The organism is Jonesia denitrificans DSM 20603 (assembly GCF_000024065.1).
Lineage (GTDB): Bacteria > Actinomycetota > Actinomycetes > Actinomycetales > Cellulomonadaceae > Jonesia > Jonesia denitrificans.
Genome location: NC_013174.1, coordinates 1,029,613 through 1,043,383 on the forward strand (window position 1 = coordinate 1,029,613; position 13,771 = coordinate 1,043,383).

General features: G+C 58.3%; 12 protein-coding genes. All 12 read left to right on the forward strand.

Annotation, left to right across the window (positions count from 1 at the left end; all coding sequences use genetic code 11):
- Positions 1-6 precede the first annotated feature (6 nt).
- The 12 genes from JDEN_RS04865 to JDEN_RS04920 all read left to right on the forward strand — a co-directional run bounded on the left by JDEN_RS04865 (position 7) and on the right by JDEN_RS04920 (position 13,697).
- On the forward strand, positions 7-1,398 hold the full coding sequence (locus tag JDEN_RS04865) for a bifunctional folylpolyglutamate synthase/dihydrofolate synthase (protein WP_015771255.1): 1,392 nt from the start codon (positions 7-9) through the stop codon (positions 1,396-1,398).
- Between the two features lie 116 nt (positions 1,399-1,514).
- On the forward strand, positions 1,515-2,510 hold the full coding sequence (gene dhaK, locus JDEN_RS04870) for a dihydroxyacetone kinase subunit DhaK (protein ID WP_015771256.1): 996 nt from the start codon (positions 1,515-1,517) through the stop codon (positions 2,508-2,510).
- A 20-nt stretch (positions 2,511-2,530) separates the two neighbouring features.
- A complete protein-coding gene (gene dhaL, locus JDEN_RS04875; RefSeq protein ID WP_015771257.1) occupies positions 2,531-3,181 on the forward strand; it encodes a dihydroxyacetone kinase subunit DhaL in 651 nt (216 codons plus the stop codon).
- Positions 3,171-3,923 (forward strand): dihydroxyacetone kinase phosphoryl donor subunit DhaM, encoded by a 753-nt coding sequence (gene dhaM, locus JDEN_RS04880; protein ID WP_015771258.1) that lies wholly within the window; start codon positions 3,171-3,173, stop codon positions 3,921-3,923. Before dhaL ends, dhaM begins: the two co-directional genes overlap by 11 nt.
- The gene (locus tag JDEN_RS04885) at positions 3,920-4,351 is read left to right on the forward strand and encodes a DUF4233 domain-containing protein (RefSeq protein ID WP_015771259.1); all 432 of its coding nucleotides are present in this window, start codon (positions 3,920-3,922) and stop codon (positions 4,349-4,351) included. The genes dhaM and JDEN_RS04885 overlap by 4 nt, the downstream gene beginning before the upstream one ends.
- Before the next feature lie 43 nt (positions 4,352-4,394).
- Positions 4,395-4,838, forward strand: a complete 444-nt coding sequence (ndk, locus tag JDEN_RS04890) for a nucleoside-diphosphate kinase (protein WP_015771260.1) — start codon at positions 4,395-4,397, stop codon at positions 4,836-4,838.
- Complete coding sequence (gene smc, locus JDEN_RS04895; RefSeq protein WP_015771261.1) at positions 4,839-8,357, forward strand: chromosome segregation protein SMC; 3,519 nt, start codon at positions 4,839-4,841, stop codon at positions 8,355-8,357.
- Between the two features lie 63 nt (positions 8,358-8,420).
- On the forward strand, positions 8,421-8,936 hold the full coding sequence (locus JDEN_RS04900) for a hypothetical protein (protein WP_015771262.1): 516 nt from the start codon (positions 8,421-8,423) through the stop codon (positions 8,934-8,936).
- A 25-nt stretch (positions 8,937-8,961) separates the two neighbouring features.
- Positions 8,962-10,137, forward strand: coding sequence for a signal recognition particle-docking protein FtsY (gene ftsY / locus JDEN_RS04905; RefSeq protein WP_015771263.1), 1,176 nt, complete (start codon positions 8,962-8,964; stop codon positions 10,135-10,137).
- A 159-nt stretch (positions 10,138-10,296) separates the two neighbouring features.
- Complete coding sequence (locus JDEN_RS04910; RefSeq protein WP_015771264.1) at positions 10,297-11,571, forward strand: ammonium transporter; 1,275 nt, start codon at positions 10,297-10,299, stop codon at positions 11,569-11,571.
- Positions 11,568-11,906 (forward strand): P-II family nitrogen regulator, encoded by a 339-nt coding sequence (locus JDEN_RS04915; protein WP_015771265.1) that lies wholly within the window; start codon positions 11,568-11,570, stop codon positions 11,904-11,906. Before JDEN_RS04910 ends, JDEN_RS04915 begins: the two co-directional genes overlap by 4 nt.
- Positions 11,907-11,981: 75 nt before the next feature.
- A complete protein-coding gene (locus JDEN_RS04920; RefSeq protein ID WP_015771266.1) occupies positions 11,982-13,697 on the forward strand; it encodes a [protein-PII] uridylyltransferase family protein in 1,716 nt (571 codons plus the stop codon).
- The last annotated feature ends 74 nt before the right edge of the window (positions 13,698-13,771 follow it).

Below are 13,771 nucleotides of genomic sequence, written 5' to 3' on the forward strand. Positions count from 1 at the left end.
TAGCGTGTGGCTAAGAAAGACACTGAGTTCCAGGACAGTGCGCAGGATCGTGACGATTTGGCGCGGGTGTATCACGCCATTATGGCGCGGAACCCGGAACACGACTTTGAGCCGACACTGGATCGTGTCACACAGGTTCTGGATCTGTTGGGGAATCCGCAACACGCTTTCCGCTCGGTTCACATCACGGGCACGAACGGAAAGACGTCGACCGCGCGCATGGTGGAGTCTTTGGTCGCTGAACATGGGCTGCGGACCGGCCGGTTCACTTCACCTCATTTAGCGTCGGTTACCGAGCGCATCACCATTGATGGCGAACCGGTCTCTGCCCGCCGGTTTGTTGAGGTGTACGAGGATGTTATTCCCTACATTGAAATGGTCGATGCGTCATCCCAGGCTGTAGGGGGGCCAGCGCTCAGTTTCTTTGAGGTGCTTGTCGTCATGGCCTATGCGGCATTTGCTGACGCGCCGGTTGATGTTGCTGTTGTTGAGGTGGGGATGGGAGGGGTATGGGATGCAACCAACGTCATCACGCCGCAAGTGTCGATCATCACGCCGATTTCGTTGGATCATACCCAGTGGTTAGGCGACACCTATGCTGATATTGCCGCTGAAAAAGCGGGGATCATCAAGGAAGGGCGTCCCGTGATTGTCAGCGCGCAACCACCGAGTGCTCATGATGTGATTGTGCATCGAGCCCACGAGGTGGGTGCGCAAGTTATTGCCGATGGTGTTGACATGGGTGTTGCCTCTCGTCTTCCTGCGGTGGGGGGGCAACTTGTGTCGTTGCGAACACCTGCAGCGACGTACACTGACGTGTTTCTCCCGTTATTTGGGTCGTACCAGGCGGACAACGCGGTTGCGGCACTGGTTGCCACGGAGGTGGTTATGGCTGGTGGGGGAGCGCTTCATGGTGACATTGTGGAGGCGGGTTTCGCGAAGGTGACGTCGCCGGGGCGTCTTGAGGTTGTGCGCTCAAGTCCCACAATTGTGCTTGATGCGGCACATAATCCAGGTGGGATTGAGGCATTAACTCAGGCGCTTGATGAGTCCTTTGATTTCACACGATTGGTGGGGGTCGTGTCTTGTTTAGCTGACAAGGATGCAGAAACGCTGTTTGCCCTCTTGGAGCCACACCTGGCTGAGGTTGTGGTGACCAGTATTGATTCTCCGCGAGCAGCGGACATCGAGGATCTGGCCGACATTGCTCGTGACATCTTTGGTGAGGACCGAGTAGCTGTTGAGCCTGTGCTTGACGCCGCCATTGATGCCGCCGCAACACGTGCCGAGTCGCAAGACACGGTGGGAAGCGGTATCGGAACCGGGGTTCTCATTGTTGGTTCAGTGTTGTTGGTAGCGCATGCCCGTTCGCTTCTCCTGCGTGAACGGCGGCGGTAGCGCCGCTGGGAGTTCCTGATCGCGATTGAGAGCGCCCCAGCAGGCGTGCCGGACCCTGCGGTGATTCAATGGAGCAAGGTGATCAGTGACCCACACGAGAGCAGGTGGAACGCGGCATGAAGAAGCTCATTAATGACCCGCAGGACGTGGTGATGCAATCACTGGAGGGGTTTGCTCTAGCTCATCCCGATCTGGTCACAGTGCACAACAACCCCACGTTTGTTGTGCGAACACACCCACTGGACTTCGCGACTGTGGCTTTGGTGTCCGGTGGTGGTTCCGGCCACGAACCTCTGCATGCGGGTTTCGTCGGTGACGGGATGCTCACTGCTGCTGTTCCCGGCGCGATGTTCACCTCACCAACACCTGACGCCATTGAAGCGGCTATTCGGGCAGCTGATCGCGGTGCTGGTGTACTCACAATCGTGAAGAACTACACCGGTGATGTCATGAACTTTGATATGGCCACCGAATTGGTGGAGGGCAGCGGAATTGATGTGCGATCAGTGGTGGTCAATGACGATGTCGCGGTCGAAGACTCCACGTGGACGGCCGGACGCCGCGGTGTCGCTGGTACGGTTTTTGTGGAGAAAATTGCTGGCGCATCGGCCGCACGCGGAGATGATCTCGAGACGGTAGCAGGCATTGCAACACGCGTGAACTCTCACATGCGGTCCATGGGAGTCGCCCTTGCGGGGTGCACTGTCCCTCACGCTGGAACCCCTTCGTTTGACTTAGCCGACGACGAGATTGAAGTGGGTATCGGGATTCACGGTGAGCCCGGGCGTCGGCGAGAGAAAATGACAGATGCCCACACAATTGTGGCCACACTCATGACAGCAATCAGTCAGGACCTCGATTTATCACACGGTGACGAGGTGATTGTGCTGACGAACGGTATGGGAGCGACCCCGCTGTCTGAGTTATATCTTGTCCACCGTGAAGCGGTTCAGCTCCTTGCCCAATCGGGGGTTCGTGTTCTTCGGTCGCTGGTGGGGAACTATGTCACTTCATTGGACATGCAAGGAGCCTCTTTGAGCGTGTTGCGCCTCGATGACGAACTGTTAGCGCTGTGGGATGCGCCCGTCCACACTGCAGCGTTGCGCTGGTGAATTCGACAACAGGAGGACCAATGACCGTGCCTGGTGATTGGGCACGCCGCTGGATGATTCAGTGTGCCCAGGTCATGCGTGACCATCGTGAAGAACTCAATTCTCTCGACCGTGTCATCGGAGACGGTGACCATGGTGAAAACTTAGCGCGTGGGTTTTCAGCACTGGAACAGCGCTTGGAGGAGTCTGCCTCTGATACTGACACGTCGACCGTATTGACGCTTGCCGCGACCACGCTCATGTCCACAGTTGGTGGCGCTTCAGGGCCCTTGTACGGCACTGCGTTGCTGCGCGCTGCAAAGGCGGTGCGCAGCCGGCAGCTCGATGGTGACTGTGTTATCGATCTCCTGGTGGCAGCCTGTGAAGGAATTGAAATGCGCGGACACGCAGTGACCGGCGAGAAAACCATGGTCGATGCGTGGGAGAGTGCGGTGAAGGCGGCGCAGGTTGCCGCATTGTCCGGGGCAGACACTCAGCAGGTTCTCGTTGCGGCTGCACAGGGGGCGTGTGCGGGGGCGGACGCGACCGTTGCGATGCGCGCATCAAAAGGCCGGTCAAGTTACTTGGGGGAGCGGTCTGTGGGACATAGGGACCCGGGAGCGCAGTCCACTGCCCTTATCCTGAAGGCTGCTGCACAAACCGCCACGAACGGAGAATTCCATGACTCATGATGTTGCCCTTGTCTTTGTGTCCCATAGCCCTCACCTTGCCCAAGGCATCGTGGACTTATGTGCGCAAATGGCGCCAGACGTTGTCATGGTTCCTGCTGGAGGACTTGAGGATGGATCGTTGGGCACATCTTTTGACACGATTTCTGATGCGATTGAACGAGCTGCGGGATTTGTGGAAGACCATGATGGTCCGTTGCGTGACGTTGTTGTTTTCGCGGACCTGGGGTCTGCTGTGCTGTCGACTCAGTCAGTGCTGGAGTTCCTTCCGGCTGAACTTGATGGACGGATCACGCTGGCGCAGGCTCCTTTTGTCGAGGGTGGGGTTGCCGGCAGTGTAGCCGCAGCCCAAGGTGCAGGAGCAGCTGAAGTGGTCCGCCGGGCCCACCAAGCGGCCTCGGAGCTGCTCACTGACTTAGCTCACGACCCGACACCTGCAGCTGAGATAACCGAGGAGCCAGGGACTGTGTCCTCGTCAGTAACTGTCAGCAACGCCTTAGGCTTACACGCGCGTCCTGCGGCAGTTCTTGCTCGCCTCATCGCTGGTTTTGATGCCCAAGTGACACTGAACGGAGCGAACGGCAGCTCGGTGATTGACATCATGAAACTCGGGGCAACCGGGGGACAAGCCCTCACCGTGGTGGCGCAAGGCAACCAAGCGAAACAAGCACACGATGCAGTGGTTGAGGCCATAGCTGGTGGGTTCGGAGAGGCAGAGGTGTCATCCGATAGTCTTGGTCAGTGACCAACGCTCCCCAACCTGGTTCGCGCATTATCGCGAAACCCAGTGCACGCCGCCAGTTCCTGGCCACCACGCTCGCACTGGAGGCTTTTGTTGTTTTGTTCGCAACGCTTGTTGCTGTCCGTTTCTCGGCGGCAGGCCTGATCCAGGCACCACAAACCACCCTATGGATCATTGGTGGTTGCCTCATGGTGACTCTTCTCGTGGTCTCACGAGTGCAGCACACGCGGTTGGGTATCGTTGCGGGCGGCCTTACACAAGTGGGATGGATGGTGACTACAGCGTTCGTTGACCCCACATTCCTCATTGTGGCGTTCGTGTTCCTTGGCGTGTGGGTGGCCTCACTGGTCTTGGGAACCAAAATTGACACTGAACGAGCGCACTACGATGCGCACCACCCAGACACAGCCCCAAACGTCCCGCCACAGTAACGATGTTTCCACGCACCCAAGTGCGTTCGCTAAAGTGATGACCATGACACACACCCAGACAGAACGCACGCTCGTCCTTGTCAAACCAGATGGTGTCCGCAGGGGGCTCATCGGAGAGATTATCCGCCGCATCGAAGCGAAGGGATACCGCATCGCCGAAGCGCACCTGCGCACAGCAGACCGCGATGTGTTGACACACCATTACGAGGAACACAAAGGTAAACCATTCTATGAACCGTTAGTTTCCTTCATGTCATCAGGACCACTCATGGCGCTCGTTGTCGAAGGTAACCGTGTCATCGAGGGATTCCGTTCTCTTGCCGGAACAACAGACCCCACCACGGCCGCGCCCGGCACCATCCGTGGTGACCTTGCACGAGACTGGGGACTACCCGTTGCCCAGAACCTTGTCCACGGCTCTGATTCCCCACAATCTGCCCAACGCGAGATCGCTCTGTGGTTTCCACACATTCACCAAGGTCACTGATTGCACCTCAAAACACTGACCGTCCGCGGTTTTAAATCCTTTGCCTCAGCAACGCGTTTCGACTTTGAGCCCGGAATTACGTGTGTTGTGGGGCCCAACGGTTCAGGCAAGTCCAATGTGGTGGACGCTCTAGCCTGGGTCATGGGTGAACAGGGGGCAAAAACACTGCGCGGCGGCAAGATGGAAGACGTCATCTTTGCGGGCACTTCTGCTCGACCTGCACTGGGCCGAGCAGAAGTGTCACTCACCATCGACAACTCTGACGGGCGTTTGCCCATTGAGTTCTCCGAAGTGACTATCACCCGCACCCTGTTTCGCCAAGGTGGATCCGAGTACGCCATCAATGGCGCACCAGTCAGACTCTTGGATATTCAAGAACTCCTCTCTGACACAGGGCTCGGCCGCGAAATGCACGTCATTGTGGGGCAAGGACAACTCGACACCGTTCTTCGTGCAACCCCCACCGAACGGCGCGGATTCATTGAAGAGGCAGCCGGTGTACTTAAACACCGCCGTCGTAAAGAAAAAGCTCTACGCAAACTGGATTCCATGCAAGGAAACCTCTTACGCCTTGCCGACCTCCTTGCTGAACTCAGCCGTCAACTAGGGCCGTTGGCCCGACAAGCACAAGCCGCGCAACGTGCCGCGATCCTCCAAGCAATCGATCGAGACACAAATCAACGTCTTCTGGCCGACGACCTCACCACCGCTTCCGCACTGTTGAAGGATCGGCAACAAGTCCTTACCCAAGCGCGTGAGCAACGTGATGACATCAACCGCCAACTTGACGTCGTCCGATCCAACCTCGCTCACCAAGAAAAAGCGGCAGCAGACGCCTCCCCGCGCCGCTCAGCACTCTCACAGGCCGTCATCACACTGAGCCGCAACCACGAACGGCTTAAGTCACTGATCCACGTCGCAGAAGAACGTTTGCGTCACCTTGGTGACACCCACACAACGCCACCAATAACTACCACACACACCACTGAAGCCGCTGCCCGTCATGTACGAACCGCGATCACACAACTGGACGCACAACTCACCGAACAACGCGACAAACTCGCACGCATCACAGCCACACGAACAGCACTGACTGAACGCCTCAACAAAGCCGAGCGAGCCCACAACGACCAAGTTGCAGCGCATCGACACTACGAAAAAAAGCGTGACCAACTCACGGCAGACCTCGCCGCACACCGAGCCCTGATGGACAACATCGCTGACGACCTCGCCACAGCGCAACAGTCAGCGACCGAAGCGCTCGCAGCACTGAACAAGCTCAGCGAACCAACAGACCTACCCCCCGCACCAGATACACCACCGGACCAACTCAACCAGGCGCGCGCGATGGAACGAACCTGGGCGGCACGCAGTGCTGAGCTCGCCCGCGAACTAGCCACCGCGACGTCGAATCTGTCAGCAGCACAAGCGCGCGTAGACATTCTCACAGCCCAACTACGTGACGTACCGACACACCTGAGCGACCATCACGATGTTCACGGGACCCTCGTGGAGTTTCTTGACCCCACCGCCGCGCACGCCCCACAGATGATGGTCGTTCTTGGGTCACTTCTTGACGCTCTTGTCGTAGCAACAGAAAAGGGAGCCTACGAGCTTGCGCAAGCAGATGACAACGGGCAACTTCATCTCATCCACCTCCCACCAGTCACTGAGTCCTCATCCACACTCGCTACTTCACCTCATCTCAGTGAGCACATTCCTGGGCTTATCAGTGCCCCTGACCCACAACTGCGAGCACAACTGACCCTTTTCTTACACCAATGGCTCGCAGACACCGTTCACGTACCTCACCTCGAGGACGCCCGTGCATGGGTCAAAGCACACCCCACTGACACCGCTGTGACGGATCAGTGCGACGTTGTCCGCTCTCACCACATCAACACACGCAGACAAGGATCAGCCCACGCGCTGGTGAAAGAGGAACGGGACCGGCACCACCATGATGTAGCCACCTGGAACGCGCGGTGTGAGGAACTGACACGTGAACACAATGCCGCAGTACAGCGGCACCAAGCAGCGATCGAACAGGTTCGTGTAGCAGAAGAACAGTGGTCCAACGAACGGTCCCAGTACAGTGATCTGCGCGCCCAACACGCGCATGCATCCGCGCAACGCGAGGGTGCACGTGTCGCCCACCAACGGGCAACCTCTCACGTGACCAGCCTCATGGCGAAACATACCGCCGCCCACACGCGGGTCACTGAACTCACCACCCTGTTGAACGAGCACCTCGCTACTGAGCCTGAGCAACCAGCGGCGCAGAGCAGCAAGGAGCGTGAAGCACTCAACGGCGAGCTGCGCACAGTGTACGACCACGAGACTGAGGCGAAAGTCCACCTGCGTGCGTTGCAAGAACAACGGACCGCCCAGCAGGGAAAGTTAGCGTCGCTGACGGCAGCCATCGACCGGGAAAGGAGAGCAATTGAGGTCGCTCAGCAGTTGGCGGACCAGCGAGCGCGCCAGCGACAAGCAACGTCTGAGGTCGCGGAGCAAGCACACGCGTTGGTGATCCATGTGGAGCGGTCAGAGCGTGATGCGCGCGAACAACTGGCGCTCCTTGAAGACGCATATCTCGCTGCAAATGAGCACATTAGTGGGTTGCGGAACAAGGAACGTAGCCTGTCAGAACGCCACGATGAGGCAAAAGATCACCTCCACACAATTGACCTGGAGGTCTCGGCCTTGCACGCTGAGCACACCCGCCTCATCGACAGAGCCATGGCAGAATTTGGTTTCGACGCTGAACAACTCATTGACCAGTACGGTCCGCACCAGTACACCCCGAACTACCGGGAGGCACTGAAGAAAGGTGGGGACAGCGTTCTCGAGATGACACAACCGTTTGACCGTGCTGGCGTCGAGGCAGCACGGGAAAGTGCTCGCAAAAAGTTGTCAACCATGGGGAAAATCAATCCCCTTGCCCTAGAAGAGTACAAAGCGTTAGAGGAGCGTCACGTCTTTTTGGCCCAGCAACTCGATGATCTGAAAAAGTCACGAGCTGATCTCTTGACCCTCATCCGCGATATCGATGATGAAGTCAAAGCGGTCTTTTTGTCTGCCTACGAGGACACTGCCGCTCATTTCGAGCGGATCTTCCCTCGTCTGTTCCCAGGTGGAACGGGACGGATGACCCTGACTGACCCACAAGATCCCTTGGGGACAGGAATTGAGATCGAAGCGCGTCCAGCAGGTAAGAAAGTGACACGAATCTCCCTGTTGTCAGGTGGGGAGAGGTCCCTGGTTGCGGTGGCATTGCTCGTGGCCATATTCAAAGCCAGGCCAAGTCCTTTTTACGTCATGGACGAGGTGGAAGCCGCGCTGGACGACATGAACCTTTCCCGGCTCTTGTTGCTGTTCAAGGAACTACAAGAAGACTCCCAACTCATCGTCATCACGCACCAAAAACGCACCATGGAAATTTCCGATGCACTCTATGGGGTCACTATGCACAACGACGGTGTGTCGACTGTCATTAGCCACCGACTGACAGCTTCGTAAGGCTCCACAAATTCATCACATGTTTGGTGTTGAGGCGCGAAAATCCGTGCTAGAACTGAGAATATGACGTCAGTTTTTTTGTGGTTCTGTGGTGCTTTTCTCCTCGCCGTTGCGGTACTCATCGTGGCCGGGCATGTCACGGCCACGGGCAATGACACTGACTCACCGTATCCTCGCCGTGGTCGCACACAATGGACACAATTGTGGCGCGATGCCTGGCGCGGACTGCGCGGAAGTGGTCTGCGCCTCTTTGCCTGGGTTATCACCGTCGCAGCCATCCTGCGCATCGTTGACTCAGAGCGTGTCCGTGAAGCGCGACGCAAAGTCGCAGTCTTTGACGCCCAACAACGTCTCACCGAAGTGAACCCTGGGGCGGAGGACCAACCATCCCTTGGTTCCATCAACGAAGCCGTGGGGGAACTCACATGGGATGAATTCGTGGCTGCAACACACGCAGTGGACAACGAACAAGACACAGCAGTCTTGCTCGCCCAGCGAGTCGAGGACCTCCTCGAAAACGTTGCGGACACAGTCAGCGCGGTCCGACACTCACGAGAGCGGGCATCATCCTCCGAGTAGTCAGTGAATCTGTCACACTAATGAGGTGACAGATCTCCTCGCCTATCTCGTACCCACACTTGTTGTCCTTGGCGGCCTTGGCTATGCAGGCTTCGCGCATAAACGCCGCTCCTCCAGCAGCTCCGCAACGGACGCCCCGGCCACCACTGACACCACCGATGAGCGAACAGGCCGTGACAGCGCACGCCAGCAAGGCGCATCGACAGATGACGATGGAACCGAACAAGCGGTTGACCAGAACCAAAAATCACCGCTCGCACCAGTACACGGGCGGATGGCCCGGCTCCGACACCGTCTTGCCTCGTCTGGGTCTCCCTTGGGACAACGACTCCTGGTCATGCTGTCACAGGACCACATCGCCGACAGCGACTGGGATGACATCGAAGACCTCCTGCTCATGGCAGACCTTGGTGTAGGACCAGCAACAGAGCTTATTGACGCCCTACGGACACGGGTTCGCGTGGAAGCAATCAAAGATCCAGTTGCCCTGCGGGCTCTCGTCCGTGAAGAACTCCTCACGTTAGTGGACCCCACACTGGACCGCTCACTTCACCTCGACACTTCAGTGAGCACACCCCCGCACGCTCCAGCCGTCATTGTCGTTGTCGGAGTCAACGGCACCGGGAAAACCACAACAATTGGGAAACTCACCCGCGTCCTTGTCGCGGAAGGCAAAGACGTGCTCTTGGGGGCCGCTGATACTTTCCGTGCCGCAGCAGCCGACCAACTACAAACCTGGGGTGAACAAGTAGGAGTGCGCACAGTTCGTGCAGACCGTGACGGAGCAGACCCAGCTTCCGTTGCGTTTGACGCAGTGCGGCAAGGGCGCACAAACAGTGTTGATGTTGTCGTTGTGGACACGGCAGGACGCCTGCAAAACAAAACAGGACTCATGGATGAGCTGTCAAAGATCACTCGAGTTATCACCCGTGAAGCGCCCATCAGTGAAGTCCTCCTTGTCTTAGACGCCACAACCGGTCAGAACGGGATGAACCAAGCCCGCGTCTTTTCTGAAGTCGCTGGGGTCACCGGGATTGTGCTGACAAAACTCGATGGCACTGCCCGAGGCGGCATTGTCGTTGCCGTCCAACGAGAACTTGGTGTCCCCGTCAAACTCGTAGGTCTCGGCGAAGGCCCCGATGACCTTGCTCCATTTGACCCTGAAGAGTTCGTCGATGGTCTGCTCGGCACATCCCAGTAGAACTGGTACAACCGAACCACAACCGTGATCTGAAACACAGTGTTTACACCTTTGTGGTGACCGTGACGTGAACGAAACGCAACACTGACGCCCCCGAAACCCGCCTCCCGCACAGTTAAACCAGGTCAGCCGCCCGGCTGACAAGGGAGGTGACACCACATGATTGATTCAGGGATGACAGCATGGATGCTCATCAGCGCATCGCTCGTGCTTCTCATGACCCCGGGTCTTGCGTTCTTCTACGGCGGAATGGTTCGTGGAAAAAGCGTTTTGAACATGCTCATGATGTCCTTTGGTGCGATGGGAGTCATTGGCATCCTGTACGTCTTGTACGGATGGTCAATGTCTTACGCGGACCAATCCATCGGCGGAATATTCGGGAACCCATTCGAACAATGGGCACTCAACGGAGTGTTCACACACGGTGCGGATGGCTTTGAGTTCGCTGTCTCCGATGGCCTTCCGGTCATCGTCGACGTCGGATTCCAAGTCACCTTCGCCATGATCACCACAGCCCTGATCTCCGGGGCCATCGCAGACCGAGTGAAGTACGGTTCCTGGCTTGTCTTCAGCGGGCTCTGGGTCACGCTCAGCTACTTCCCCCTGGCACACATGGTTTGGGGACGTGGGCTCCTGTCAGACGACGGACCATTCGCATCGATCGCATCGCCCGTCGACTTCGCAGGTGGCACAGTTGTGCACATCAACGCCGGTATCGCAGCACTTATTCTGGTTCTCATCATCGGCAAGCGCAAGGGCTTCGGAACCGAAGCGATGCGGCCCCACAACCTCCCCTTCGTGATGCTCGGCGCAGCACTCTTGTGGTTCGGATGGTTCGGGTTCAACGCCGGTTCCGCCTACGCAGCAGACGGCATTGCAGGTCTCGCCTGGGTTAACACAACCACAGCCACAGCCGCAGCCATGATCGGATGGCTCCTCACAGAAAAAATCCGTGACGGACACGCCACCTCACTCGGCGCAGCATCAGGTGTTGTTGCTGGTCTGGTCGCCATCACCCCAGCTGCCGGGTCACTCAGCCCCTTCGGGGCAATCATTTTGGGCCTCATCGCCGGAGTACTGTCCGCACTCGCGGTCGGACTGAAATACCGGTTTGGTTACGACGACTCACTCGACGTCGTTGGAGTCCACCTCGTCTCAGGGCTCTGGGGAACAGTAGGAATCGGCTTCCTCGCCCTCGATGGCGGACTGTTCTACGGTGGGGGAGTATCACTGCTTGCAGTCCAAGTGATCATCGCTGTTGTCGCCATGGCCTTCTCTGCCGCCGTCACAGCGGTCCTTGCGCTCGGCATCAAAGCAACCCTCGGTTGGCGAGTCAGCGAACAAGTTGAGGTCGCAGGAATTGACCTCGCAGTCCACGGAGAAAGCGCCTACGAAACCCTCAGCGCACGAGCATACTCGGAGGTCAAGCCATGAAACTTGTGACAGCGATAATCCAACCCCACCGCCTAGACGCAGTGAAATCAGCACTCGAAGCTGCTGGAATCCGTGGCATGACTGTCAGTGAAGCAAGCGGTTACGGTCGCCAAAAAGGTCACACCGAGGTCTACCGAGGAGCCGAATACACCATCGACCTCGTCCCCAAAATCCGTCTCGAAATCCTCGTCGACGACCCAGATGCGCACCGCGTTGGAGAAGTTATCACCCAGGCCGCCCACACCGGGCGCATCGGTGACGGCAAGGTGTGGACAATCCCCGTCGACTCAGTAACCCGAGTCCGAACAGGAGAAGAAGGACCCTCAGCGCTGTAACCCCACCCACAGGGCGCGGACCGGCACACCGGTCCGCGCCCCAGCACGTTTGCGCACTATCACACAGGGGGACCCATGACACTTCTCAATCTCCGCGACACGCTCGCACAAATAGCCCGCGAAGAAGCATCGGGAAGTACACGCAGAGCACGCATCACCGCGACAGTCACCAAAGAACTCACCCACATCTGGGACAACGCCCTCAGCTCAAACCCCGACACCAACCCAGAGGGCATCGCACTGGTCGCCGTAGGGTCACTAGGCCGCGGAGACATGGGGCCGATGAGCGACCTCGACCTCCTCGTCGTCTACGACCCACAACGCACTACAGCAGATGCCGCACAAACCATCGCCCCACACGTGTGGTACCCGTTATGGGATGCCGGACTCGACCTCGACCACTCTGTCCGCTCCTTAGCTCAATGTCGACAAGTTGCCTCACACGACATTGCTGCAGCCGTCGGAATGCTCACCATGACCTGGATCGCGGGTGACAAACACATCGCACATGACGCATCGTCAGCAATCCTCACCGACTGGCGGCACGCCGCCCGCACCCGACTTGCCAGCCTTCGCACCTCCATTCACCATCGACACGAACAATTCGGAGACGTCGCATACAGCCTCGACCCTCACATCAAAGAAGGCCGTGGAGGCCTGCGCGATGCCCAAGTCCTTGACGCCATCGCAGCATCCTGGCTCACTGACCGATCACACGGCGAACTCGATGACGCGATCGAATGGATCCACGACGTCAGAGACGCCATCCACCTCGTGACCGCCCGACACGCCAACACCCTCCTCGCCGTCGACCGTGCAGACGTCGCTGCGCACCTCGGCTACGACGACCCGGACGATCTCGTCCGAGATCTTGCCCACGCAGCACGACGCATCGCCTTCGAACTTGACGTAACAATACGCCGTGCCATCGCTGTTCTCACCGGAGGAAGCGGCATCCAGCGCACCCTACTCATCCGTGGCAAACGCAGCGCACCACGCCTCCGCTATGTCGCTCCATCCGTTGTCGAACTGGCTGGAGAACTGGTGCTGCCACCCCCACCACCAGGGGGATACGACCCCCTCGTTTCCCTCCACCTTGCTGTTGCATCCGCCCGCACGGGACTCCCTATTTCCGGGTCAGTTGTCCCCAGCCTCAGCGCCATGCCGCCCCTCACCTTCCCGTGGTCAGCTCCCGCCCGCTCCCTCTTTGACCAACTCTTAGCCAGTGGGCCAGCGCTCGCGGACATCTGGGAGGTGTTTGACATTGCCGGGGTGACGTCAGGGTGGATTCCTGAGTGGGACGCTCTTCGACACCGACCGCAACGTGCTCCGATCCATCGACACACACTGGATCGGCACCTTATTGAGACGGTGATGCGGGTTCGACCGTGGCGTTCCCAGGTTGCCCGCAGTGAGTCGCTTTTTCTTGCCGCCCTGTTGCATGACATCGGTAAACCGGCTGGTGGGGTTGATCACGCAGCATATGGCGCGGAGATGGTTGGGCCCATCGTGGAACGGATGGGATATTCGCCGACTGTGGTAGCCGATGTGCGGTGTGTGGTGGCCCACCATCTGACGTTGGCTCAGTGGGCAACAACTCGCGATGTGGAGGACCCTGCAGTGGCCGGAGAGCTTGCTGATGCGCTGGAGGGAAACGTGGACCGACTCGTGATGCTTCGAGGTGTCACTGAGGCCGATGGGTCCTCGTTGGGGGAGGCTGGGTGGGCATCGTGGCGTGCTCGTCTCGTTGATGATCTGTTCCAGGCGACACTGCGCGTGATGAATCAATGAGGTTGTGGGTCTTTGTGCACTGCTGTGGTGAAGGTGTGATGGGGTGCGGTGATGGTGGTTGCTGTGTCTGCGGG